26 protein-coding genes, 1 tRNA gene, 1 other RNA gene and 1 pseudogene are annotated in these 25,129 nt (G+C 30.5%); 21 read left to right on the top strand and 8 right to left on the bottom strand.

All coding sequences use genetic code 11. From position 1 onward, the window contains the following. Nucleotides 1-373: 373 nt before the first annotated feature. Nucleotides 374-450: transfer RNA gene (locus HKO22_RS06380), tRNA-Pro, on the bottom strand. A 175-nt stretch (nucleotides 451-625) separates the two neighbouring features. Here HKO22_RS06380 and HKO22_RS06375 point away from each other — a divergent pair. From HKO22_RS06375 to ssrA, 3 genes are all read left to right on the top strand, one after another. Then, nucleotides 626-1,264, top strand: coding sequence for an HAD family hydrolase (locus HKO22_RS06375; protein ID WP_169969346.1), 639 nt, complete (start codon nucleotides 626-628; stop codon nucleotides 1,262-1,264). A gap of 128 nt (nucleotides 1,265-1,392) precedes the next feature. Next, entirely contained in the window at nucleotides 1,393-1,893 is a 501-nt protein-coding gene (locus HKO22_RS06370) for a VanZ family protein (protein ID WP_235932828.1), read from the top strand. 46 nt (nucleotides 1,894-1,939) lie between these two features. Then, nucleotides 1,940-2,282, top strand: a transfer-messenger RNA (tmRNA) gene (ssrA, locus tag HKO22_RS06365). A gap of 281 nt (nucleotides 2,283-2,563) precedes the next feature. On the opposite strand, the gene HKO22_RS11220 is transcribed toward ssrA, so the two are convergent. From HKO22_RS11220 to HKO22_RS06355, 3 genes are all read right to left on the bottom strand, one after another. Next, on the bottom strand, nucleotides 2,564-2,716 hold the full coding sequence (locus HKO22_RS11220; RefSeq protein ID WP_456238489.1) for a hypothetical protein: 153 nt from the start codon (nucleotides 2,714-2,716) through the stop codon (nucleotides 2,564-2,566). Between the two features lie 87 nt (nucleotides 2,717-2,803). Next, the gene (locus HKO22_RS11215; protein WP_456238488.1) at nucleotides 2,804-2,926 is read right to left on the bottom strand and encodes a hypothetical protein; all 123 of its coding nucleotides are present in this window, start codon (nucleotides 2,924-2,926) and stop codon (nucleotides 2,804-2,806) included. 349 nt (nucleotides 2,927-3,275) lie between these two features. After that, nucleotides 3,276-3,692: a hypothetical protein gene (locus HKO22_RS06355; RefSeq protein ID WP_075659857.1), complete on the bottom strand. Its 417-nt coding sequence runs from the start codon at nucleotides 3,690-3,692 to the stop codon at nucleotides 3,276-3,278. Nucleotides 3,693-3,738: 46 nt separating this feature from the next. On the opposite strand from HKO22_RS06355, the gene HKO22_RS06350 reads away from it, so the two are divergent. The 9 genes and pseudogenes from HKO22_RS06350 to HKO22_RS11150 form a co-directional block, all read left to right on the top strand. Then, on the top strand, nucleotides 3,739-4,734 hold the full coding sequence (locus HKO22_RS06350; protein ID WP_083635548.1) for an MBL fold metallo-hydrolase: 996 nt from the start codon (nucleotides 3,739-3,741) through the stop codon (nucleotides 4,732-4,734). 65 nt (nucleotides 4,735-4,799) lie between these two features. After that, nucleotides 4,800-5,774 (top strand): dihydropteroate synthase, encoded by a 975-nt coding sequence (folP, locus tag HKO22_RS06345; RefSeq protein WP_169969344.1) that lies wholly within the window; start codon nucleotides 4,800-4,802, stop codon nucleotides 5,772-5,774. A 52-nt stretch (nucleotides 5,775-5,826) separates the two neighbouring features. Further along, nucleotides 5,827-6,798: a phosphate acetyltransferase gene (gene pta, locus HKO22_RS06340; protein ID WP_169969342.1), complete on the top strand. Its 972-nt coding sequence runs from the start codon at nucleotides 5,827-5,829 to the stop codon at nucleotides 6,796-6,798. A 103-nt stretch (nucleotides 6,799-6,901) separates the two neighbouring features. Then, nucleotides 6,902-7,591, top strand: coding sequence for a response regulator transcription factor (locus HKO22_RS06335; protein ID WP_169969340.1), 690 nt, complete (start codon nucleotides 6,902-6,904; stop codon nucleotides 7,589-7,591). After that, on the top strand, nucleotides 7,572-8,537 hold the full coding sequence (locus HKO22_RS06330; protein ID WP_169969338.1) for a sensor histidine kinase: 966 nt from the start codon (nucleotides 7,572-7,574) through the stop codon (nucleotides 8,535-8,537). Before HKO22_RS06335 ends, HKO22_RS06330 begins: the two co-directional genes overlap by 20 nt. A 113-nt stretch (nucleotides 8,538-8,650) precedes the next feature. Then, the gene (locus HKO22_RS06325) at nucleotides 8,651-9,913 is read left to right on the top strand and encodes an erythromycin esterase family protein (protein WP_169969336.1); all 1,263 of its coding nucleotides are present in this window, start codon (nucleotides 8,651-8,653) and stop codon (nucleotides 9,911-9,913) included. A 2-nt stretch (nucleotides 9,914-9,915) separates the two neighbouring features. Then, nucleotides 9,916-10,662 carry an ABC transporter ATP-binding protein gene (locus HKO22_RS06320; RefSeq protein WP_075659863.1) on the top strand — a complete coding sequence of 249 codons (747 nt, stop codon included), beginning with the start codon at nucleotides 9,916-9,918 and terminating at the stop codon, nucleotides 10,660-10,662. Nucleotides 10,663-10,666: 4 nt separating this feature from the next. Next, a complete protein-coding gene (locus tag HKO22_RS06315; protein ID WP_169969334.1) occupies nucleotides 10,667-12,646 on the top strand; it encodes an ABC transporter permease in 1,980 nt (659 codons plus the stop codon). A 362-nt stretch (nucleotides 12,647-13,008) separates the two neighbouring features. Continuing rightward, nucleotides 13,009-13,152 (top strand): annotated as a pseudogene (locus tag HKO22_RS11150) (ADP-ribosylglycohydrolase family protein); the annotation flags it as partial. A 70-nt stretch (nucleotides 13,153-13,222) separates the two neighbouring features. Here HKO22_RS11150 and HKO22_RS06305 read toward each other — a convergent pair. Both HKO22_RS06305 and HKO22_RS06300 read right to left on the bottom strand, forming a co-directional pair. After that, nucleotides 13,223-13,780 (bottom strand): chromate transporter, encoded by a 558-nt coding sequence (locus HKO22_RS06305; protein WP_169969332.1) that lies wholly within the window; start codon nucleotides 13,778-13,780, stop codon nucleotides 13,223-13,225. Beyond that, nucleotides 13,773-14,333 (bottom strand): chromate transporter, encoded by a 561-nt coding sequence (locus tag HKO22_RS06300; protein WP_075659873.1) that lies wholly within the window; start codon nucleotides 14,331-14,333, stop codon nucleotides 13,773-13,775. The genes HKO22_RS06305 and HKO22_RS06300 overlap by 8 nt, the downstream gene beginning before the upstream one ends. Before the next feature lie 78 nt (nucleotides 14,334-14,411). Between HKO22_RS06300 and proC the strand changes: the two genes are divergently transcribed. From proC to HKO22_RS06265, 7 genes are all read left to right on the top strand, one after another. Beyond that, nucleotides 14,412-15,176: a pyrroline-5-carboxylate reductase gene (proC, locus tag HKO22_RS06295; RefSeq protein ID WP_169969330.1), complete on the top strand. Its 765-nt coding sequence runs from the start codon at nucleotides 14,412-14,414 to the stop codon at nucleotides 15,174-15,176. Between the two features lie 9 nt (nucleotides 15,177-15,185). Then, nucleotides 15,186-15,752: a DJ-1 family glyoxalase III gene (locus HKO22_RS06290; RefSeq protein ID WP_075659875.1), complete on the top strand. Its 567-nt coding sequence runs from the start codon at nucleotides 15,186-15,188 to the stop codon at nucleotides 15,750-15,752. 264 nt (nucleotides 15,753-16,016) lie between these two features. Next, nucleotides 16,017-17,165 (top strand): cation diffusion facilitator family transporter, encoded by a 1,149-nt coding sequence (locus tag HKO22_RS06285; RefSeq protein ID WP_169969328.1) that lies wholly within the window; start codon nucleotides 16,017-16,019, stop codon nucleotides 17,163-17,165. 8 nt (nucleotides 17,166-17,173) lie between these two features. Then, entirely contained in the window at nucleotides 17,174-18,574 is a 1,401-nt protein-coding gene (gene trkA, locus HKO22_RS06280; RefSeq protein ID WP_075659876.1) for a Trk system potassium transporter TrkA, read from the top strand. After that, on the top strand, nucleotides 18,564-20,018 hold the full coding sequence (locus tag HKO22_RS06275) for a TrkH family potassium uptake protein (protein WP_075659877.1): 1,455 nt from the start codon (nucleotides 18,564-18,566) through the stop codon (nucleotides 20,016-20,018). The genes trkA and HKO22_RS06275 overlap by 11 nt, the downstream gene beginning before the upstream one ends. Further along, the gene (locus HKO22_RS06270) at nucleotides 20,018-21,385 is read left to right on the top strand and encodes an NAD-binding protein (protein WP_169969326.1); all 1,368 of its coding nucleotides are present in this window, start codon (nucleotides 20,018-20,020) and stop codon (nucleotides 21,383-21,385) included. Before HKO22_RS06275 ends, HKO22_RS06270 begins: the two co-directional genes overlap by 1 nt. Nucleotides 21,386-21,389: 4 nt before the next feature. After that, the gene (locus tag HKO22_RS06265; RefSeq protein ID WP_075660390.1) at nucleotides 21,390-22,061 is read left to right on the top strand and encodes a uracil-DNA glycosylase; all 672 of its coding nucleotides are present in this window, start codon (nucleotides 21,390-21,392) and stop codon (nucleotides 22,059-22,061) included. On the opposite strand, the gene mnmH is transcribed toward HKO22_RS06265, so the two are convergent. Continuing rightward, complete coding sequence (gene mnmH / locus HKO22_RS06260) at nucleotides 22,054-23,070, bottom strand: tRNA 2-selenouridine(34) synthase MnmH (protein WP_169969324.1); 1,017 nt, start codon at nucleotides 23,068-23,070, stop codon at nucleotides 22,054-22,056. The two genes, HKO22_RS06265 and mnmH, sit on opposite strands and share 8 nt — an antisense overlap. A gap of 107 nt (nucleotides 23,071-23,177) precedes the next feature. Between mnmH and HKO22_RS06255 the strand changes: the two genes are divergently transcribed. Both HKO22_RS06255 and HKO22_RS06250 read left to right on the top strand, forming a co-directional pair. Then, the gene (locus HKO22_RS06255) at nucleotides 23,178-23,936 is read left to right on the top strand and encodes a prolyl oligopeptidase family serine peptidase (protein WP_235932826.1); all 759 of its coding nucleotides are present in this window, start codon (nucleotides 23,178-23,180) and stop codon (nucleotides 23,934-23,936) included. Continuing rightward, on the top strand, nucleotides 23,936-24,796 hold the full coding sequence (locus tag HKO22_RS06250; RefSeq protein ID WP_075659880.1) for a polyphosphate kinase 2 family protein: 861 nt from the start codon (nucleotides 23,936-23,938) through the stop codon (nucleotides 24,794-24,796). Before HKO22_RS06255 ends, HKO22_RS06250 begins: the two co-directional genes overlap by 1 nt. 88 nt (nucleotides 24,797-24,884) lie before the next feature. Here the strand turns inward: HKO22_RS06250 and rd are convergent, their stop codons facing one another. Next, nucleotides 24,885-25,046, bottom strand: a complete 162-nt coding sequence (gene rd, locus HKO22_RS06245; RefSeq protein ID WP_075659881.1) for a rubredoxin — start codon at nucleotides 25,044-25,046, stop codon at nucleotides 24,885-24,887. Between the last annotated feature and the right edge of the window lie 83 nt (nucleotides 25,047-25,129).

Below are 25,129 nucleotides of genomic sequence, written 5' to 3'. Positions count from 1 at the left end.
TATATAACGATTAAGAATTTCAACCTGTATAAATCGTTTGCGTATTTTCTAAATATAGCGATTTTCCCAAAAGTTTTTATAAAACATATTTCAAAAAAACACTATATTCAGGATAAAATATATAAAAATTTATATAATGTAAAAGCTGATAAAGCATTTATAAAAAGAGCTGAAGAAATATAAAAAATTTTAAAATACTAACCAATAAAGGTATTTAGATAAATATAAGGATTATAAAAGTTGACAACGAGTTGGTAACGCAAGAGTAAAAAGGTGTAAAAACATGTAAAAAGCATGTACTTTAATAAGTGAGTACATGCTTAAACTTTGTATTTTTAGCCATTTGTAAAGAAATGTAAAAATAAATAGAAAATGGTCGGGGTGAGAGGATTCGAACCCCCGGCCCCATGGTCCCAAACCACGTGCGCTACCAAACTGCGCTACACCCCGACGATAAAAAATTTAATTTTTTTATACATAATTTGAACAGATATTATTATAACATGAAAAAAAGTTTTGTCAAAGCTTTTTTTAAAAAATTTTCATAGAGACTTTATAGAAAATCATTATAGTTGATTTATAAAAAAATTACAACTAAAATATAATTACTATACGAGGAGGTAACATGAAAGCTATTATATTTGATTTAGATGGAACATTAGTGGACTCTATGGGATATTGGCGAAGTGTATCAAAAGACTTTATGAAGACAAAGGGAATAGACATAGAAGATGATTTACAACATAAAATGACTACAATGAGCCTTAAAACTTCTCTTAAATATTTAAAGGATTATTACAATTTAAATGAAAGCTTTGAAGAGTTATATCATGGATTTAGTGAAAGGGTTATAGATTTTTATTACAATAAAGTTCAATTAAAGGATAATGCCATAGAAATTTTAAGATATTTTAAAAATAAAGGCATAAAAGTTGTAATAGGAACATCTACGGCAAAGCATTTCGCAGATATTGTCATAAAAAAATACGGCATTGACAAAATAGTCGATGGGCTTTATACCGCAGATTCAGTGGGATACATCAAAAGTGAAGAAAAATTTTTTACATCAATAACAGATTCTTTATGTGAAAATCCAGAGGATGTATATTTAGTTGATGATTCCTATTTAGCTCTTAAAACTGCAAGAAGTGCAGGATTAGAAACAGTTGGAGTCTATGACGAAAATTCTAAGGATAAGTGGGAAATAGTAGTAGAGGAAAACAAATACGCCATTACAAATTTAATAGAATTAAAAAACATATGAGATTATTTTTATTTTTTGCAGCGAGAACAATACCTGCCTTTATAATTACCTTTGTAGTTTTTTCTATATTAAGAGTAAAATTTTTTTCACACAGAAAAATAAATTCCAATGGATTTAGAGAGTTTCTATTGAGTATATTTGCTGGCTATATTGCTTTTTTGGCAATAATGCTCTTTATGCCAAACTCTTATATTTCTGATTCAGGAATAAATTTAACTAACGAGCACTTTGACTTCGTTGGAAATTTTAAGGATAGAATTACGTCAGGAGCATGGGGGGTAAATTTAGTTCCCTTTAGGACTATAAAAAACTACATAAAATATTCGGGGTTTTTGCACACTATGACAAATATAATTGGCAATATAATAATTTTTGTGCCCTTTGGAATTTTATTGCCAGAAATTTTTCCAAAGACGAGAAGTCTATTAAAGATCCTTGGGATTACATCTGTAACTTCTTTTTTTGTTGAATTTATACAATTCTTTATAGGAAGGTCTGTGGATATTGATGATTTAATTTTAAATGTACTTGGTTCAGCGATAGGGTATTTTATGTGGAAGGAAATTTTACGCTTTAAATTTGCAAAGAAAAAGAGAAGGAAAAAGACGAGAAGGACTGAGATACGCTAAAATTGACAAAAAACACAATTTTTAGTATAATCTTAGTCTAATATATGGGGGCGAAAATGGTTTCGACGGGGATTTTGAGCTTTAAGTAGCGAGTCGTTGATGGATCACACAACGTAAAAATGGTCCATAAAAAATAAACGACGAAAATAATTTCGCACTAGCTGCCTAATTAGGTAGCAATCCGGCCAGACGCCGCGAACTGTAACCGGGTTTCAAATTAGCGGGCAAACGAACTCTGTGATGCGTCATAGCAGAGGGGTTTAATGGCGCTACTGTGTATGAGTTTGACACTCTAGTAATACATGGGAAATTTAAAGAGGAGTCTGCACTCGGAGAATCTTTCTGTAAAAAGTCTTCGGACGTGGGTTCGACTCCCACCGCCTCCACCATTTATATTATTGTGTATTATCGTTAACTATCGTTTATTTGTATTTTAAACGGTTTTCGAGGATACACTTTTATTTTATTATTCCTTATATTATTTATCTAAATTTTCTATATCATAATTGTATAAGCCTTCGTAATAATAAGAATTTTGTATTCCACGAATATAAACTTGTTTGTTATTTATATCTTTTGTTAAAGCTGATTTTAATAAATGTTTTATCTCAAGTATATTTACTAGAGATCTTTCCATTGCATTAAGATATTAATATTTATCAACTTTTGATCAGTCAACACAAATTTTTAAATTTTTCTTTAAAATCAAATCAAGCCATATTCTTGTTGCTCTACCGCTGCCCTCTCTAAAGGGATGTGCAACATTCATTTCTACATATTTTTCTATTATTTCATCAAAGGTATTTTCGGGCATTAGTTCGATTATTTTTAAGTTTTCATTTAAAAATAAAACTGTGCAAATCTGAAATTGCCTTTTGAAAGGTTTACATTTCTTATTTGACCAGCAAAATCAAATATATCTTGAAATAAATATTTGTGAATTTCTTGTAGTTCCTACTTCAATTTCATTTATTAAATTGCTGTCCCAGAGTTCTATTGAACCTTTCTTTGATAATAATTCTTCATTTTTCATTCTTTTAACACCTCTATTTACATCTCTTTGAATAAACTCCGACCATTTGACCAAGTATTAGAATATTTTTGTGACCTTGTTTGGAAACTGTTATAGGTTCATAATTTTATTACAAGGTTATAAAATCAATATATCATTATATCTATTTCCATAAGATAGTAAATTGTTAGGTATTCATACATTTTCAAAATTGAACTTATTTAAAAGCAATGAATGCTTTGTATAATGTATTACATCTTGTAAGGGAATAGATTTTTATTTTCTATTGCGGAATAAAATTCTCCATTTCATTTAAGAATAATTTGGCTCTGTGTCAAATTTTTGGAAGTCGATAATATCGGGTCTATTTTTAGCTTGATTGTAGTAGTTTTTCATACATTTCTATTAATTCTATTGGTATCACGAAGTTAAAGTAGGTACCAGATTTTGATAAGAAGAGATACATAAGACCTAGAGATGTAAATTTTTTCATATTTACATAGACATTTTCGTCGGAATAATCTACGGCACCATTGTAAAAATCATAAAAACTTTTGTGCTCTTTTTCGTCAAAGCTCATTAGAGTGTTTTTAAATTCTGATATTATTTTATTATGTATTGCATCAACTTCTTCTGTTAAGCTTAATCCGTCAAGGTCTAAATCATAGGAATTTGCAATGAGTCTTCTCTGATCTTGGTCTAAACTTTCTATAATAGGGTATAATTTATCAATAGGCAGTTTGTTAATTGTTTCAACTTTAAATAATTTTAATAAAAAATCGCTCATAATTCACCTCGTATTTATTATACATGAAATGAGCAGGGGAGGTAATATGTCTAACATTAAAAAACTTTCAGATGGCGTTTATTTGAAAATTATTCCGTTAAAGGGCAATCCTTTAAAGAGCATAAATATTTATATGGTTAAGTCTAAGGGATATACAATGATAGTGGATACTGGTTTTAACACTGAAGAGATAAGAGAGGAAATGCTTTCTTTTATTGAAGATATGGGAGTGGATTTAAGTAAGACAATTTTATTTTTAACTCATCTTCATTCAGATCATACAGGTCTTGCTACATGGTTTCACAAAGAACTTGGTGTTAAAATTTATATGGGTGATATTGACTATCGAATTATGTCTTCTATGACAGACGCTAACTCAAAAAGATGGAAGAGTGTTATGGAAACTACTCATCTTCAAGGGCTGGATGAAGACAATTTAAAAATTGAAGAGCATGCTGGTTTTCGTTATAGACCCAAGGCAGAGTTTCCCTATGTTTCTTTTAATCCTGACTACATTTTAAGAGTTGGGGATTTTACTTTTAAGGGAATGGATTTTTCTGGGCACACTCCTGGTATGATTGGTCTTTATGAAGAAAGTAAAAAAATTTTATTTTGCGGAGATCATCTTTTGGGAGATATTACTCCAAATATTACTTTTTGGGATTTCACTGTGGGCGACAGTTTGGGCATGTATCTTAAAAATATTGAGGAACTGAGAGATCTTCCAATTGATCATCTTTATTCATCTCATAGAGCATTAATAGAAGATGTGCCAAAGAGAATTGACGAGTTAAAAGAGCATCACAATCATAGAATTGATGAGGCACTAAAAACTTTAAAAAGTAAGGGAAAGTGCACAGTAAGAGATATTGCCATGAACATGAACTGGGATATGCGGGCAAAAGATTTTTCCGAATTTCCAAATACACAAAAGTTTTTCGCAGCAGGAGAAGCTCATGCACATCTTGAGCATTTAAGGGCTATTGGCAAGGTAAATTTTGAAAAAGATGAAGATGGAGTTTTATGGTATTATGCTCTTTAAATTTATTTGATTTAATAAGACATTAGACATAAAATAAACTTGATAACATAGCAATGGAGTGAACAATGAAGAATTTAGTTTGTAAGTATAAAGACAAAGTTTTAGAAAGCGGAAGGGAAACAATTTTGTGCGGAATTGTGAATGTTACGCCAGATTCCTTTTCTGATGGTGGAAAGTGGTATGGTACAGACAAAGCTGTAAATAGGGCAATGGAGCTTATTAAAGCTGGTGCAAAAATGATTGATATTGGTGGCGAATCCACTAGACCTGGTTCAACTTATGTTGAGATTGAAGAAGAAAAAAATAGAGTTGTACCAGTTATAAAAAAACTAAAGAAAATGACTGATGTGCCTCTTTCAATTGACACATGGAAAGCTGATGTTGCAGAAGCTGCAATAGAAGCAGGAGTTGATTTTGTAAATGATATAACAGGATTTATAGGCGATCCAAAGATGGCAGAGGTCGTAGGGAAAAGTGATGTGGGAGCAATTTTAATGTTTAATCCAAAGATTGCAAGGCCAAATCACAAGAGCAGTGCGAACTTTCCGCCTTTTGGAGGTGTTGGAGCTTTTACTGATGAAGAATTAAAATCCTTTGAAGAAATGGATATTGTCGAAGTAATGAAAAAATATCTTTCAAAGTCAATTTCTCTTGCAGAAAAAAATGGAATAGAGAGAGAAAGAATAATGCTTGATCCAGGCATTGGCTTTGCACTGACAAAAAGGGAAAATCTAAAGTTAATTGATAAAATTGACGTGTTAAGAGAAATGGGATGCTTTATATTTTTGGGAGTATCAAGAAAAAGATTTATTACAAATATTTTGACTGAAAACAGTATTGATGTAGATGCAAGTAAGGAAGAAGGATTTGAAAATAGAGATGAAGCATCAGCAGCACTTACGACAATAGCTGCCTATAAGGGTGTTGAAGTTTTAAGAGTCCACACAATGAAACATCATTTTCTTGCAAAGCTTGTTGCAGATTCAGTAAGGCTAAATGAATTAATTGAAGATGTAAATTTCAAACCTTATTCACTTTAAAAAAATTTTTAGAAGATATATAATGTAATTATTAACAATAAAGGGGGACATTATGTCATTAATTGAAAATTTAAAAAGTAGAGTAAGATCATCTAGACCAGAAATTGTATTTCCTGAAGGCGATGATACAAGAATTTTAAGGGCAGCAATTAGACTTAATGAAGATGGTGATATTAAACCAATAGTTCTTGGAGATAAAAAAGAACTTGAAGCTTTAGCAGAAAAAGAAGGTGTAGAACTAGGAAGTCTTGAAGTTTTAAATCCAGTTAACTACGAAGAAAAAGATGAAATGGTCAAAGCTTTTGTAGAAAGACGAAAGGGAAAAGTTACCAAAGAGCAAGCAGAAGAAATTTTAAAGGACCACAATTATTTTGGAACTATGTTAATCTTCATGGGAAAAGCTAAAGGATTAGTATCAGGAGCAGCCCACACAACAGCAGATACTGTTAGACCAGCACTTCAAATTATAAAAACAAAACCAGGTTACAAGAGATGTTCTGGAGCATTTATTATGCTAAGAGGCGAAGAAATGTATTTAATGGCAGATTGTGCAATTAACATTGACCTTGATGCAGAAGGACTTGCGGAAGTAGCAGTAGTTTCAAATGAAACAGCTAAACAATTTGGGTTAGAACCAAAGATTGCAATGCTTTCCTTCTCAACTAAGGGATCAGCATCTCACGAAAGAGTAACAATGGTAGCTGAAGCAACAAAAATGGCAAAGGAAAAAAATCCTGAAATGGCAATAGATGGTGAACTCCAATTTGATGCAGCCTTCGTAGAGTCAGTTGCAAAGAAAAAAGCACCAGGTTCAGAGGTTGCAGGACATGCAAATGTATTTGTATTCCCTAACATTGAAGCAGGAAATATTGGATATAAAATAGCACAAAGATTTGGCGGATTTGAAGCTATTGGACCAATTCTTCAAGGACTTAATGCCCCAGTAAACGACCTATCTCGTGGTTGTGTAGAAGATGAAGTATATTCGCTAGCAATTATAACAGCAGCACAAGCAGTGCTATAAAATAAATTTGACAAAGACTTCCTCGGGGAGTCTTTATTTTTTGGTTGTAAATATATATAATCAATTCAAGAAAGCTGTGATTATAAATAGTAGGTTGTGAAAAATGAGAAATAGAAAGTGGAAAATATTTTTAGTTGAAGATGATAAGGTAATTGCAGAAGAAATTGAAAGATATTTAAAAATTTGGAATTATGAAATAAAAAGAGTTAAAGACTTTCAAAATGTTTTTAATGAATTTAAAAATTTTCATCCAGATTTAGTTTTAATGGATGTAACTCTTCCTTTTTTTAATGGATATCATTGGTGTAAAGTAATTAGGGATAATTCTAAGGTTCCTATTCTATTTATTTCTGCTGCTGATGAAAATTTAAACTTAATAATGGCAATGGATCTTGGAGCAGATGATTACTTGACGAAGCCCTTTGATTTAGAAGTACTTCAAATAAAGATGAGGGCTCTTTTGAGGAGAACTTATGAATATTTTGAAACTAAAAATATTTATTATGAAGATATTATTCTTAAATGCGACAACATGATTGTATCTAGGGAAGATAGTGAAGTAGAACTTACAAAAAATGAATTTAAAATTTTAGAAGTTTTATTGGAGAAGCCAGGGAAAATTATCAGTAGAGATGAGATCATCAATAAAATTTGGCAAACTGATTCTTACATAGATGACAATACCCTAACTGTAAATATTATGCGTTTGAGAAAAAAGCTAGAGGATATAAAGATTTTTGGACTCATAAAGACTAAGAAGGGAGTAGGATACTATGTCCCACCTGTCAATTAGAAGTTTTTTAAAAAAAGAGAAAATTACAATTATATTTGGATTGATTATATTTTTTTATATTTTGGGAGTTCATTTAATTTTTGAAATTGAAAAAAATAAGAGCATCTATATTTCTTTCTTGTATTTATTTTTATTTTTTATGTATATTTGTTTTCTTTATTTTGAAAGTAATAGAGATTATATCGAAGAAACTTATATTATAAATAAAAGGGACTACAAAAAAATATTTGAAATGAAGGCTTCTCCCTTATCAAAGGCTTTATATGAAGAAATAAAAGAAAATAAAGTTTATAGGGATGAGGAAGAGAGAAAAAGAGAAGATGTAAAAAAATATTTAACAATTTGGACTCATCAAATCAAATCTCCAATTTTTGCATTAAAACTACTTCTTAAAAAAGATGAAATAAATAGGCTCGATTGTGAGAAAGAAATTTTTGAAATTGAAGAATATGTTGGAAATATTTTAGGCTATGTAAGGATGAATGTAGATAGCACAGATTATGTTTTTGGAAGGCATGATTTAGATATTATTATTAGGAGTGTAATAAGAAAGTATTCAATTCAGTTTATTGGGAAAAACAACAGCGTTGATTTTAGTGAAACTAAAAAAATTATTTTAACCGATGCAAAGTGGTTTTCCTTTTTACTTGAGCAAATAATTTCTAATTCAATTAAATACACTGAAAATGGGAAAATTTCGATTTATTTAAGGGACAATGAGCTTGTAATAGAAGATAATGGAATAGGAATAATGCCTGAAGATTTACCTAGAATTTTTGACGCAGGATATACAGGTTATAATGGAAGACTAGAAAAAAAGTCAACGGGACTAGGTCTTAATCTTACCAAAAATATTGGAAAATCTTTAAGAATTACTTTAAGATGTGAATCAGAAGTTAATGTAGGAACTAGGATTTATATAAATTTAAAAAATATTTTGAGCTAGAGTGCGTGGCACTCTTTTTTCTTACAAAAATGTCACATTAAAGTTGAATTTGTAATCTTGAATAAAGGATTTAATTTTTTACATAAATTATAATTAGAAAAGGAGGCAAGAAAATGTTAAAAAAGTTTTTTAAAGGAATTGTAATTTTCTTATTGGCTATTATTTTTATGGCAGCTGTGGGAGATTTTTTGTGGATTAATCTACCAAAACTAAAGGCAAGAAAAGATATCGTCGATATTGAAGATTATGGTAAAAAAGTAAGTGAAATAAAACTAGGTGAAGACATAAGGGTTGTGGGACTAGGTGAAGCCACACATGGAAATTCTAATTTTCAATATTTAAAACTAGAGTTATTAAAAGACTTAGTCGAAAAAAACAATTTGAAAATTTTTTGCCTTGAATCAGATTTTGGCGAAGGAATATTGATAAATAATTACATTCATGGTAATAAGAGGGATGAAAATATTTCGAGGATTTTTTCCTTTAATATTTATCACACAAAGGAAATGAATGAACTTATAAATTTTATGTTTGATTACAATCAAAGGGCTGAAGATAAGGACAAGCTATCTTTCTATGGTTTTGATATGCAAAACCCAGAAAAGTCAATTGAAGCAATTTTAGATTTTTGCAAAGATAAAAATATTTTACAAGATAAAAACCTAGAAAAAGAATTTTCCTTTATGAAAGACAAAAATTTTAAAATTACAAAAATAAAAGAGAAAGAAAATTTATTGAGGGAGATAAAAAGTTATGTTGATCCACTTTCTTCTGATTATGCGAAAATTATTTCCAGATCTATTGTAAATGTACTTGATAGCATAAAATATTATGCTTTAGACTTTAATGATTATGCAAAGGTTAATGACGAAAGAGATAAATTTATGGCTGACAATGTTAAATGGATCAGTGATTTTGAAAGTTCAAAAGGAAATAATTTGATTTTAATTGCTGGACACAATGGTCATGTTGCAAAGATTCAAAAATTTTATAAGCCAATGGGTGCTCACTTAAAGGAAAATTTTGGCGATAGATACTTTATTATTGGAACGGATTTCTACAAGGGAATTGTAAATATTAATGAAGTTGGTCCTAATAATAGGAGATCAAATCATACCTTTGTATCAGCAAATCCTCTTGCGTATAGTGCAAAAAAATTCGAAGGAAAATATTATTTAGACTTTTCAAAAGTTAAAGATGGAGAAACTTTTAAAGTTATAAATAAGGAGATTAACATGATAAGCTTAGGTGAAGGATATTCTCCGGTTATGAAATTTATTCCAACAAGTTATAGAGTAAAAGAAGTTCCAAAAGATCTATATGATGCGATGATTTTCGTGTATTATGCTAAGCCAATTTTTGTAAACGAGGAGTAATTATGCTAGAAGTTCAAAACATTAAAAAAATATATAAAAGTCGATTTGGCGGGAATGAAGTTGAGGCTCTAAAATCAATAAATTTTACTGTCGAATCGGGTGAATATATTGCCATAATGGGCGAATCGGGAAGTGGAAAGACAACTTTGTTAAACCTATTGGCATTACTTGACAGACCAACTTCTGGAAATGTCTTTTTAAAGGGCAAGAATTTATCAGAAATAAAAGACAGTGAAATGGCAAAGTTTAGAAGAGAAAATTTAGGATTTGTATTTCAAGATTTTAACCTTCTTGATACTTTTACTGTTAAAGAAAATATCTTATTGCCCTTAGTTTTGGCAGATGAAAAAATTTCTGTAATGGAAGAAAAATTGTTAAAAATTGTAAAAAAGTTAAACATTGAGGAATTATTAAATAAATATCCCTATGAAATAAGTGGAGGTCAAAAGCAAAGAGTTGCCATAGCAAGGGCTCTTATTACAAAACCGAAAATAATACTAGCAGATGAACCCACAGGTGCCCTAGATAGCAATAGTACAAAAGAACTTTTGAAAGTTTTTAAAAACTTAAATCAAGATGGACAAACTATACTTATGGTAACTCATTCGATTTTGGCAGCTTCAGAGGCAAAAAGAGTTTTATTTATTAAAGATGGAAAAATTTATCATCAAATTTATAGTGGCGACAGATCTTCTATGGATATGCAAAAGAAAATTGCAGATACAATGCAAATGCTACAAAGGAACTGATAGAATGAAATCACTTTATTATAGACTTGCCCTTTCAGGAATTAAAAGAAATAAAAAAATTTTCATGCCTTTTATTGGAACTGTAATTTTTTTAATGGTAACATGTTCAGTTTGTTTAAGTCTTTTCTTAGATAAGTCACTGGCACAAGCAGGTGGAATGGCAACGATGAAGTCCATCCTTTCATTAGGATTCATAATTTTGTCGATTTTTTCATTTATAATGCTTTCATCGGTTTATTCTTTTATTCAAAAAAGAAAGCTAAAGGAGCAGGGGCTTTATTTAATACTAGGTCTTGAGAAAAAGCATCTTAGAATAATTTTGTTTTGTGAAATTATATATATCATTATTTTTTCTGTAGTGCCAGCGAGTATTTTAAGTCTTGTTTTGTATAAATTGTCCCTTGGGATTTTTGTAAAAGTAACAAATCTTTCAATAAATATTTTTAATGAAGGATTTTTTAACAATTTTTATGCAGTATTTGTTGTCGCTCTTATATTTATTTTAATTTTAACACTTGTATACTTAATTCAAATTATAAAAATGAAAAATTATTCTCCAATTGCCTTGGTAAAGGAATCAAAAGCTGGAGAGAGGAAAAATAAATTTATAAAACTAATTGCACTATTGGGAATAATTTTTATTGGAACAGGTTATACAATTAGTTTGACTACAAAGAATCCAATGCAAGCTTTTTTAAAATTCTTTCTTGCAGCTATTTTAGTTATAATTGGAACTTATTTTGCATTTTCTGCAATAGTAAGCTTAGTGCTTGAAATATTAAAAAATAATAAAAAATTTTATTATAAGAAAGAAAATTTTTTTGCAATATCCGGACTTTTATATAGAGTTAAAAATAATTCAAAATCTCTTGCAAATATTGCAATTTTATCCACAGCCTTTACAATAGTTTTGACATCAGGCATAAGTTTATATTTGGGCATTGGTGATATTACCAATAGATTATTTCCGGCACCTTATACTATAGAAACAGATGCAGAATCATTAAAGATAGAAAAAATAGAGCAGTATAGAAATAATATTAACAATTTATTAATTGAGAATAATATTAAAGGAGAAAGTTCAACAACATTTGAGTGGTCTATTCCTTTGATAAGGGATAGAAATAAATTAAGAGTTTTAAATAATGGAGAAGAGGTAGGGGTAAATTTCAAAGAAGATTTTATTGTATTGGACATAATTTATACTCCCGACACGAAATTAGATTTTAAAGGTAAGGATTTTATTTATTTTAAAGAAGACAATAACGAAGAATTTATAAAAAGTTTGGGATATAGTGCTAGGGTAATATCTAATGAAGAAAATGATATTCCCTTAGAAACTGTAATAACAGTTTTTGAAAAAAACAAAATAATAGCTAGAGATTATGAAAGAGCATATGGACTTTTAAAGAAATTAAAGCTTGAAGGAAGTAATATAGAACTAAAACCTGAAGTAAAAACCTTAATAAGAGGAGAATTTCCAGAGGATTTTAAAAATTATTTAAGCGAACACATAGATGATTTAAAAGTTGATCCCAATCAAAAACTCACTATAATCGATAGAGATGCAACAAAAATGGAATTTTTAAGCTATTATGGAGTAATATTCTTTGTCGGAATACTTCTTTCTATTGCATTTTTAATAACAATGGGTCTTGCTATATATTACAAGTTTTTAACAGAAGGATATGAAGATATTGAAAGATTTAAAATTTTAGAAAAACTTGGATTAAGAGAATTTGAAGCAAAAAAATCTATAGAAAAACAAATGTTGATACTTCTATTTCTCCCAATAGTTTTTTGTATAGTTCACACAAGCTTTGCTCTGCCAATATTGCAAAAATTTTTAATGTTGGTAGGGCTTATGAATACAAAATTATTTATAAAATCAATGATTTTTGTATTTATAATTTATATGATTTTCTATTTGATAATTTACAAATTTGCAGAAAAAGTTTATACAAAAATAGTTTTAGAAAAATAAAGGGAATAATTGATTTTTAAAACACATAATAATACTTTTAGATAATAGAGAGTTATGTAAACTGTATATAAGTTTGCGTAAAAGAAGATTTTTCTGCCATGCTATTTTTATTGGAGCAACTTTTTTCTTTTTAGTAATGAAAAAATAAAAGAAGTTTCTAGTATTACTCATGTTCATGAAATTTCATGAAAAGCTTGCGTAAATTATGTGCATATTGCGAGGAATTTAATTAAAGGCGAAAAATTAAATGTAGGAAATAAAAGTATAGACTAAGTTAAATAGGCTGGCTTCGCATATCATACTTTGGACGCTTCTTTGTGGTGCATATTAAACACTAATAATTATAAAGATCCCTTCTAAAAACAGTAAACCTTGGAGATGATACAGACACAACTACAGCTATTACAGGTAGACTTGCTGGAATAATTTATGGCTATAATGCTATTTTGAGAGAGTGGATTGAAAAGTTAAAAAATAAAAAGTTAATAGAGTATTGTTTATTTTAGTGAAGAATCCTTATTAAAAAAAAGTGATGTGCAGAATAGAATTATCTATTTTGCAACACCACCATCATTTTTAAATATAATTTAAGGAAAGTTTTACTACGATGCCAATTATTGCACCAAGACCTATTAACTTAAATAGGTCTACTTTTTTTAGATAGAGGATAAAACCAAGTACAAAGGAAATCAGTGCGGCTATGCTCATGCCTTCGAGTTTAATTCCCTCTGGGAAAACTGAGGACTTGAATAATTTTAGAGTAGTTATAAAAATTAGTGATACAACTCCTGCCTTTATTCCAAGAAGGGAGTAATCCATAATTTTAAATTTTTTGTCCTTGCTAAATAAAAAGTAACCTAGAATCGTCATCAAAACGAATTGAGGAAGTACAAAACCTGTAGTTGCAATAATTGATCCAATTATTCCGTGTACATTTTGTCCAACGAAAGTTGCAGAATTTATGGCGATAGGTCCTGGGGTCATTTGTGAGATTGAAATTAAATCTATAAATTCTCTGGTGTTTATCCAGGCGTTTTCTTCTACAACATATTTTGAAATTAAAGGTATTACTGCGTAGCCTCCGCCAAAGGCAAAGCATCCGATTTTAAAGAAAATTAAAAATAAATCAAACATTTTTGTATCTCTCCATTACACTAAAATAAGAAATTCCGGCTATTGCACATAATAGAATAATTAGTCCCGTGTTAATCTTTGTAAAGAAAGCAACTAAAAATACCAGTACAATCATTACGACGCTAAATTTTGAATTTTTTTTGTAGGAAGAAATTCCCATGCGAAAAACTGTAATAAATAAAACTGCGGATATTATTCCACTAATGCCTTCAAGAGCTGCCTTTATATAAAAGTTAGTTTTAAATTCTTGATAAAAATTTGAAATTATAGATAAAATTATCAAACAGGGAAGAGAGGATGCAATTAGACAAGTTATAGCACCAATAGGACCCCTTAAGTAATACCCAGTTAAGACTGAACAAGAAATTGCCATGGCACCAGGTCCACCTTGAGAAATGGCAACTATGTCCATCATATCATCTTCATCTATTAGTTCTAAGTCAGAAACAAAAATATCCTTTATAACAGGTACAATAGTATATCCGCCACCAAAAGTTATGGCATTTATTTTAAAAAATGTTAAAAATAATTTTAACAAAGAAATATTTTTCATAAAATCACCTAATTAATTATAGCACATAAATGAAAAATTAAATAATATCGTGTATAATCTAATTAAGGAGTGGTTGTAATGAAGATGGGAATAGTAGGTCTTGGCAATATGGGGTCTGCCATGGCACAGGGTCTTTTAGATAATAATATAGAAACTTTTCTATATGATATAAATAAAGACAAAAGAGATGAATTTAAGGGTTTTGAGAGGGCAAATATTGTCGAGTCAGAGGTGGATGTAGTGAAAAATGCTGATGCAGTAATTCTTACAGTTAAGCCCTATGCTTATGACGAATTGTTGGATAAAATTAAGGAAAGCGTAGAAAATCAAATAATAATTTCCGTTACATCAAGTTACGATTTAAAAAAATTAGAAGAAAAATTGCCAGGGAAAAAACTTTTGATGGCAATGCCAAATACACCTGCGAAAATTTTAAATTCAATGACAGGAATTTGTCCAGGCAAAAATATTTCAGATGAAGAATTAAGGGAATTAAGAAAAATCTTCTCTTCCTTTGGAGAAACTGAAATTGTTGAAGAAAAAAATATAAAAATTTATGAAGCAGTTTGCGGTTGTATGCCTGCTTATGTCTATATGTATATTGAGGCAGCAGCAGATGCGGCAGTATCTTATGGAATGAAGAGAGATGTGGCTTATAGAGTAATTTCACAAGCTGTGGCTGGATCTGCAAATATGGTTAGAGTTTCTGGTCTTCATCCAGGTGAGTTAAAGGATCAAGTTACTACACCAGGCGGTACAACTATTAAGGGATTAAAGTCTTTGGAGAAGGATGGTTTTAGAGCTGCAATTATAAATGCAGTGGATTCTATTATGAATAAATAGGAGGTCATTATGAAAGATTTATTGGTATTTTTAGCGGATGGTTTCGAAGAAATTGAAGCATTAACTATTGTAGATGTGCTTAGAAGGGCTAATCTTAAAGTTGAAACAGTTTCTATTACTGACAGAAATGAAGTTAGAGGAACTCACGATGTAAAGGTCATCGCCGACAAAATCTTTGATGAAATAAATATTGAAGATTATAGGGCGATGTACATTCCGGGAGGACAACCTGGTGCCACAAATTTAATGAAGGATAAAAAAGTTGTTGAATGTACAAATTTATTTAACGACAATGGGAGAAAAGTTGTCGCAATTTGTGCAGGACCACAGGTTCTAGATGCAGCAGGAATTTTAAAAGATGGCAAATTTACCTGCTATCCAGGAGTAGAAAATAGACTTAAAGTAAAAGATCCACAAGATGAAGCAGTAGTCGTTGAAAAAAACATTATTACAGCAATGGGACCTGCTCTAGCAATTTTACTTGGAGTAAAATTAGTTGAGATACTAGACTCAAAGGAAAAGGCAGATGAAGTTGCAGAAGGATTATTACTTCATAAACTTAAAAAATTTATTTGATTTTTGATAAAAGGAATAAAATAATTTTTAATGTACCAGAGCATGCTTTGGTACATTTTTTGCAAAAAAAACTTATAGGATTTTGAATTGAGGGCAAATATAATCCTATAAGTTTTAATTAATATTTTTATAAATTAGATTGAAGTTGGCTTTTGAATTCTTGATCCTTTTCTTTTATTACTAATATTTCAGTGTTATAATGAATATAATTACAATAAAATTTTAAAAATAGGCATTGTGCCTGTTTTTATTTACGGAGGATAAATGTTAGCAAAACTCATTTTAAAAAGGGGCACTAATGCCTATGGCTACGATAGAGCGAAAATTGCAAAGGAGACATCTATTCTTGGACTATTGTCAAATATATTTGCGGCCCTTTTAAAAGTTATTTTATATACTTTTACAGGTTCAATTTCCATATTGTCTGATGCTGTTAATAATATTACGGACTGTGCTAGTTCAATTATTTCAATTTTTGGGATAAAACTTGCTTCAAAGCCAAGGGATAGAGATCATCCCTATGGTCACGGAAGGCTTGAGTATTTAATATCACTTGTAGTAAGTGGTATTGTGCTTTCAGTTGGTTTTCAATTTTTGAGGACTTCTGTTGAAAAAATTTTGCATCCCATAGATATAAGATATCCAAGTTCTACAATTGTGGTATTAATAATAACTGTATTTATAAAATTTTGGCAAGCGTCCCTTTATTCTCATGTGGCGAGGGAAATTGATTCGGTAACATTAAAGGCACAGGAGAAGGATTCCCTTAGCGACACACTTATTACCCTTGTGGTAATTATTTCTATAATTATAGAAAAATTTACTGGAAAAAATTTAGATGGCTATGTTGGAGTTTTGGTGGCACTATTTATTTTATACACTGCACTATCTCTAATTTATGAAACTATTTCAATTATATTGGGTAGAGGTCTTACAGAAGAAACTAAGCACGAGATAAAGTCAAAGGTTTCAACTTATGATGGTATATCCAATGTTCATAATATGATGGTAACAGATTTTGGCCCAGACAACATAATTGTATTAATTGATGCTGCTCTTGATTATAATTTGACACTTGAAGAGGCGCATAATATAGTAGATAAAGTGGAAAGGGAAATATCTGAACTTTTAGGAATCAAGCTAATTATTCACGCTGATCCACTGGGCAGCAGTAGCGCCATAATTAAATCAGTTTCAGAAGATCTTAAAAAAATTATTAGAGAAAGTTTAAATGTTTATTCTTTTCACGATATAGTGCTTGAAGATAAAAAAATATACATCGACATTGATTATAATGCCGACGCTGTTTCTAGTTTGAAGGAAAAAGAGGCTCTGAAAAGAGAGCTAGTTGATAAATTAAAATCAATTTATGAGGACTATGATTTTGAAATAATTTTAGATCCGATTTTTTAGGAGGAAATATGAAGGCTTTAGTTGTAGGTGCTGGTAAATTAGGTTATAGACTTGCAGCTTCACTAATAGGTGAGAATTACGAAGTAACAGTAGTAGATAATGACGAGGACGTAATTGAAAATATTTCAAATTCTCTTGACGTTTTTAGTATTTGTGCAAATGCGCTTGATTTTGGAGTTTTGGAAGAACTTGATATATCTCTATTTGATTATGTAATTGCAACAACTACTAATGATGAGGCTAATGTAATAGTTTGTACAATTTCAAAAAAGCTTGGAGCAAAATATGCCATAGCGAGAGTTAGAGATCCCGAGTATAGAAAACACTTGGATTTCATATCAAAGGAACTTGAGATAGATAAAATTATTAATCCAGACAATGCTACGGCAAGGTACATTGTAAAGTACCTCATGAAGAGATACCAACTTTACTATGATGAATTTGCGGACGGAAAAGTTTCCCTTGTTGAATTTAATATTGCAAAGGATCCAAATTTTAGTGGCAAAAGAATTATGGATATCGAAAAAATTAACAATCTCTTGATTTCTGCGATTTCAAGAAATGGTGATGCTATTATACCAAATGGTCGTACAGTCCTTGAAGAAAACGACGTAATAATTTTAGCAGGAAAATCCGAAAATATAGAATTGTTTGACAAGGAACATACTGGTGTAAAAAAAACTAGATCTCTTAGAAGCACAATGATTTTAGGAGGCGGGAAAACTGGATTATACCTTGCCATACTTTTATTAAAAGAAAATATTAATGTTACAATTGTAGAAATCAATAGAGAGAGATGCCTTGAATTAAAGGAAATTGTGCCAGACGCAGAGATAATAAATGGAGACGGAACTGACATAGGCATCCTTGAAGAAGAGATGTTGCACACTTATGATGCCTTTGTAGCAGCAACTGGAATTGACGAGGCAAATTTACTTATGAGTCTTGTTGCAAAACAAACTGGAATTTATAAGTCTGTTGCAAAGATTTCCAGAACCAATTATGACAAGATTTTAGATAAATTAGACATAGATGCCGTTTTCAATACTTCCTATATAACAGCTGCAGAAATGTTAAAGGAAATCAGAGGAAAGAGCTCTCTTTCACTTCATCTTTTGTTAAATGGACAAGTTGAATGTGCAGAATTAATTATAAAGGAAAAATATTTAGTTTGTGGCAAATCACTTGAAGAATTAAATCTTCCAGAGGGAATCCTTATTATTGCTGTAGTGAGAAATAATAAAATGATAGTTCCAAATGGAAAGACAGTTCTACAAGTTGGTGATAGGATTGTTTTATTCTCAAAACATGAAGTTGCACCAAAGATGCAAAAGTTTTTTTCATCGGAAGGGAAATTAAATGATGTACTAAAATCTTTTAAGAATCGAGGGAAATTGGATGAATTATAAGCTTATTTCAAAAATACTCGGTTATATATTGTTAATAGAAACAGCTTTTATGGCACCATCTCTTATACTTAGCTTAATAGAGAGAGATGGAAGTGCTAATGGCTTTATAATCCCAATGGCAATTGCTGCTTTTTTGGGATTAATTTTAATCAACTTAAAAGTAAAGAAGATTTCTCTTGCACCCCGAGATGGAATTTTAATCGTAACAGCATCTTGGATTTTAGTATCCATTGTTGGAGCAATTCCCCTTTTTATTTCAGCAAAAATGACTTATGTGGACTCCTTTTTTGAAATTGTATCGGGCTTTACGACGACAGGCGCCACAGTTATATCAGGAATAGAATCCTTTCCAAGATCAATTATTCTTTGGAGATCTATTACTCACTGGATTGGAGGTATGGGAATACTTGTATTTACTGTTGGACTTCTTCCAAAACTTGGAGTAGGAGGATTTCAAATATTTAAGGCAGAGTCACCAGGACCAGTTGCAGGCAAAATTGAGTCTACGATTTCTCAATCTTCAAAAAGACTTTATATTATTTACATTACTTTATCTGCTGCACTTTTTATATGTTTAAAAATTGCAGGCATGCCTGCTTTTGATAGCTTCGTTCACACTTTTGGAGTACTTGGCACTGGTGGTTTTTCATCTTATAACGATTCTTTTATGTCTTATAAAGGAAATGCTGTTCACTTTATTCTTGCGTTTTTTATGTTTTTGAGTTCAACAAACTTTACTATATATGCATTAATTTCTAGAAAAAAATTCAAAGAAGTTCTTCAAAACGACGAGTTAAAACTTTGGATTTTAATTACAGTGGGCTCAATTGTTTTAATTGCTTTAGATTTATTTTCAAAGGGTTACAACTCACTTTTTATAGCCTTTAGAGATTCAGCCTTTCAAGTTACATCAATATCATCTACATCTGGTTTTGCCAATGCAGATTATGATTTGTGGCCAAGTTTTTCAAAATTTATTTTGTTAATACTCATGATTTTTGGTGGATGTGCTGGTTCAACTGGCGGTGGAATTAAAATCATTAGGATTTCAATTCTATTAAAACTTATAAAAAGAGAAATGAGGAAGGCTACACATCCAAAGGCAGTTCTTCCAGTTGTATCCGATGGAAAAACTCTATCTGATGAAGTTGTCCTTGGAATAAATGCTTACCTTGGGACTTATTTTGTAATTGCAATAATTTCAACTGGCATAGTTACACTTTCTGGAACAGATATCATAACAGGATTTTCTTCTGTTACAACTACACTTTCAAATGTAGGTCCAGGATTTGGAGAAATTGGTCCGACAAAAAACTTTTATTTTTATAGCGACTTTTTAAAATTATATTTTAGTGCACTTATGCTTCTTGGAAGGCTTGAATTTTTTACAATTTTAGCATTATTCTCAAGGAGTAGACATAGAAAGGATATTATTAAATTATAATGAAAATTTTAATTATTGGTTCAGGAAAAGTTGGTTCCACAATTGCAAATACACTTAGCCTAGAAAAATTTGAAATAGATGTAGTTGATAGAGATGAGTTAAACTTTGAAAAAATCACAAACACTGTGACAAAAATTAAGGGCGATGTATTAGATGAAAATTTTGTTTTGACTATGGATTTAGAAAGCTATGATTATGCTATCATAGCGACAGATAGCGACAAGACAAATTTAATAATGGCATCAATTTTCAAAGATCTCAGTGTAAAAATAATTTTACGCCTTGATGAAATGGAAAATATTTCTGAAATTGGAATTATAAAAAATTCTCTCCCAAATATTGTAAATATTTTTAACAGAAGTCTTGAGTGTGCAAAACTTGCGACAAAATTAATTGGAAGCTCCAACTATTATGAAGCAGATTATTTTGGCAAGGGGAAAATTGAAGTTACAGGTCACTACATCGACATGGATGAGGAGTTTGAAAATTTAAAGATAAAGGAAATTGGATCTCTTTCGACAATTTTGGTGGTTGGGATACTTAGAGAGGGCGATTTAATAGTTCCTGATGGTGAAACTATTTTAAAAAGTGGCGACTACATGTATCTAATGGGACTTTCAAGAGATATTAGAAATTTTAAATACTCTCATTTTGAGATAAAGGAGAAAGAAGAAGTAAGAGATGTAGTAATTGCATCTGGAGACATGACTTTTAACAGGATTATTGCTAATCTTGAAAATGTAAATTTAAAAATAATTGAACCAAATAGAGAAAAATTTGAAGACTTTAGAAAAAAACTCAATAGAGCCTTTGTTGTAAATAAAAATTTAAAAAATGACAAAATTTTTAAGGAAGAAAATATTTCAAAGGATGCAGTTTTTATTTCTATGACGGATTCTGACGAGCTAAACATCGTTCTTGGACTTATGGCGAGAAATCATGGAATTTCAAGAAATGTAATTATACAAAGGGACAACAACTACGATAATATTTTAGAAAGCCTTGGCATTTATAGAGTTATTGATCCAAAGGTCATTGTAGCAAATGAAATTATTAAATCCATTAACACGGATATGAAGGTTTCAATAAACTATATGTTTGGAGGCAAGGCACAAGTTTATGAAATAAAAATCCCCGACGATTTTATTTACATTGGCAAAAAATTATCTGAAATTAATCTTCATAGAGAAATTATTATTGGAGGAATAATTAGATACGACAATTCAGCAGTAATTCCTAGGGGCAACACGAGAATTGAAAAGGGCGATAGGCTTGTAATTTTTTCTACAAATGAAAGCAGGAAGGAACTTGAAGAGCTAATTGATCCAACGTTAAAGAAAAGTATTTTTGATTTTTTCAGGAGATGATTTGGTGAAGACAATTTTTAAAAACGACTGGCAAGAAATTTTGGAAGAAGAGTTTGAAAAAGATTATTACAAAGAACTTAGAAAACTTTTAATTGAAGAATACAAACATTACGAAATATTTCCAAAGGCTGAAGATATTTTTAACGCCTTTCACTATACATCTTACAAGGATTTAAAAGTTTTGATTTTAGGACAAGATCCCTATCACAATGTTGGTCAAGCTCACGGACTTGCTTTTTCTGTGAAGGATGGTGTTATGATTCCGCCTTCACTTCAAAACATTTATAAAGAACTTAATTCAGATCTAGGGCTTCCAATACCAAGCACAGGTTATTTAAAATCGTGGGCAGACGAAGGCATAATGCTTTTAAATACAACATTAACTGTGAGAGCACATCAGCCAATGAGCCATGCAAAAATTGGTTGGGAAATTTTTACAAATGCAGTCATAGAAAAAATAAATGAAAAAAAAGAGCCCATTGTCTACATACTATGGGGCAATCACGCAAAGGCTCGCAAAAAATTTATAAATAATAAAAATCATCTTGTAATAGAAGGCGTGCATCCATCGCCACTTTCTGCCAACAGAGGTTTTTTTGGTTCTAAACCCTTCTCTAGAGCAAATGAATTTTTAAGAGAAAGAGGAGTTACGCCACCTACCTGGGAAGTCAAATAGAATTTTTAAAATTTAAAATATTTTTTATTACAGCAGAATCATTTGCCAAATGCAAATCATCACTGCTGTAATTTTTTTTGTAATTAGGGTCGTAATAATTTAACAAGAGATCGCAGATCAAAAAGTCGTAATCGCCTTCGTAAAATTTTTCTAAGTAAATACTTTCTTTTTTATGAGAAATAAATTTTTTAATTTCTATTAAAGCCTTATAGATCTCATCTTTATTGGACAAATTGTAATCTCTCTTAATTCTTGCTATGCGATTTTCTATTTTATCTTCTATAACTATCTTTTTGCCAGAAGAAATTTTTTCAATTAAAATTTTTGGCAGCTGAATATTTCCAATTTTTGCACTTTCTCCTTCGGTGAAAAAAGTTTTTTCATCATTATCCAAGGCTTCAAATAGAAGTGATTCAAAATATTTTTGAGAAGGCTGATTATTTAATCCAATTCCACCAAAAATTGAACCTCTGTGGTTTGCAAGTTTTTCCAAATTAAGCACGGGAAAGTTGGAACTTAAAGTTTTTAAAATTTCAGTTTTTCCAACGCCGGTTTTGCCGCACAAAATTACAAAATCCTTTTGTGCAATTAAATTATCTAGGTTTTCATTAATATATTTTCTGTATGCCTTGTATCCGCCAATTAATTTTTTCACATTCACATTAAGGGCACGCAGAAATGAAAAAAACACATTGGACCTGTAGCCGCCACGAGAGCAATAAATTATCACATGATCATAATTTCCTGTGAGTTCAATAACTTTTTCATAGAAATCTAAAAGCTTATCCTTTGCAAAATTTATTCCAAGGTATTTTGCTTTTTCCACACTTTCCCTTACATAAGTTGTTCCGACAATTTTCCGTTCTTCATCATCTAGTATAGGAAGATTAATTGCGCCGGGAATTCTATTTTCATTAAATTCCCTTGGACTTCTCATGTCTATAAATTTTATTTTTTCGCCAGTTTTTATCATTTTATGAATTTCTTCATAATTTAATTCGTATTTCAAAATATCACCAATAATAATATATCATGTAATTTAAAAGCATAAAATAAATTTGCAAAAAAAATTATTTTGATATAATGTAACTGAGGTGAATTATGGAGTATTTAAAAATGAATTATTCAGATATAAATAAGATAAATATAGGAGAAGTTCCTGCGATAATTATTGAGCCCAATTTGAAAACAAATAAGACAATTGTTTTCTACCACGGTTGGGGTTCTTGCAAGGAAAATCAAATCTTTCGTGGAAATATTTTTGCCAGCTATGGATATAGAGTAATTTTACCCGATGCAAGATATCATGGAGAGAGAAATAATATAGATCTCGACTATACAGCCGAAGACATTGAGGCGAAGTATATTTTAAAAGTCATCATGCACAATATTGAAGAGGCACCTTCAATTTTTAAATTTATAGAAGAAAATTATCCTGAAAATGAAATTGCAGTAGGCGGTCATTCAATGGGTGCTATAACTGCAGGAGGGCTTTATAATTTTAAAAAAGATTTGAAAATGGCCTTTGTTTATAATGGTATAAACGATTGGCATGCACTTGTAGATGCTTTAAATAAGATTAAAAAGGAAGAAAAGATTGACGAAAATGAATTTAGGATTAATGAATTTTTCCTAGATATGAATCCAATGGATAGCCCAGAAAATTTTAAAGATAGACCAATTGTACTATACAATGGAGAAGACGATGATATAATTGACCCAGCTGGTCAAGAGTCCTTTGCAAGGAAAATTGAAAAGTTTTATAGCGACAAAAAACTTTTGGATTTCCAAACTTTTGAAGCCACATCTCATCAAGTTACTACTCAAATGCTCGAAGCGTCAATTATTTTTTCTAAAGAGATTGTGGGGTTTTAATGAATACAGCGAGATACTTGGTAAAAGGAAAGGAAAAATTAAATTTATACGATGTTCCAACTTCTTATAAAGGCAAGTTAGAAAAAAAGGAAGTAAAAGAAGTCTTAATTCCCGAGAACATTGAGAAGATGCGTGAATATCACGAAAAACTTTACGCAGAAAACAATCAGTCCTTATTAATTGTTTTACAAGCAATGGATGCTGCGGGAAAGGATTCTCTTATTAAAAACATTATGACTGGCGTAAATCCACAGGGAACAAAGGTTGCCTCCTTCAAAAAGCCAAGTGAAAATGAATTGGATCACGATTATCTATGGAGAGTTACAAAAGAATTACCACCTCGTGGCGAAATTGGAATTTTTAACAGAAGTCATTACGAAGATGTTCTTGTGTCAAGGGTTCACAATTTAGTTTTGGATCAACCCTTTCCAAAAAATTTAGTCACTAAGGATATTTGGGAAAAAAGATTTGAAGAGATAAATAATTTTGAAGAATATCTTTCAAACAATGGAATAACAATTGTAAAATTCTTCCTTCACATTTCTAAAGATGAACAAAAGAAAAGGCTTATGGAGAGAATTGAAAGACCAGAAAAAAACTGGAAGTTCACATCATCTGATATAACTGAGAGAAAGTATTTTGACGATTACATGAAGGCTTATGACGATATGCTTGTAAAAACTTCGACAAAAACAGCACCTTGGTATATTGTGCCAGCAGACAAAAAGTGGTTTTCAAGGTACTTAGTTTCAGAAGTAATTTTAGAAAAGCTAAAAGAAATGAATCCACAGTTTCCAAAACTTTCTAAGAAAGAACTTGAAAGTTTAGACAAGTGGAAAAAGATTTTAGAAGAAGATTAATTAAATTAAAATCTATAAAAGACCTTTTTATATAAAGTAAAGAGGTCTTTTACATAAAAAAAGAAGGCATATGCCTTCAATAATATAATTATTCAGCTGGTTCAAAATCTGATTTTTCAGCTCCACAAAGTGGGCATACCCAATCTTCTGGTAGATCAGCAAAATCAGTTCCCGCTTTGATTCCATTTTCTTCGTCGCCTACTTCAGGGTCATAAATATAACCACAAAGTGTACATTCGTATTTTTTCATTGATCTTCCTCCTAATAAAAATACTTGCTACACAAGCTTATTTTTATTATAACAAATTACTAAATATAATACAGTAAAATTTT

Origin of the sequence: Peptoniphilus faecalis, assembly GCF_012976305.1 — a bacterium.
GTDB classification, from domain to species: domain Bacteria; phylum Bacillota; class Clostridia; order Tissierellales; family Peptoniphilaceae; genus Peptoniphilus_A; species Peptoniphilus_A faecalis.
Note: the sequence above shows the minus strand (reverse complement) of the source record. Positions and strands in the feature narration are given on the sequence as shown.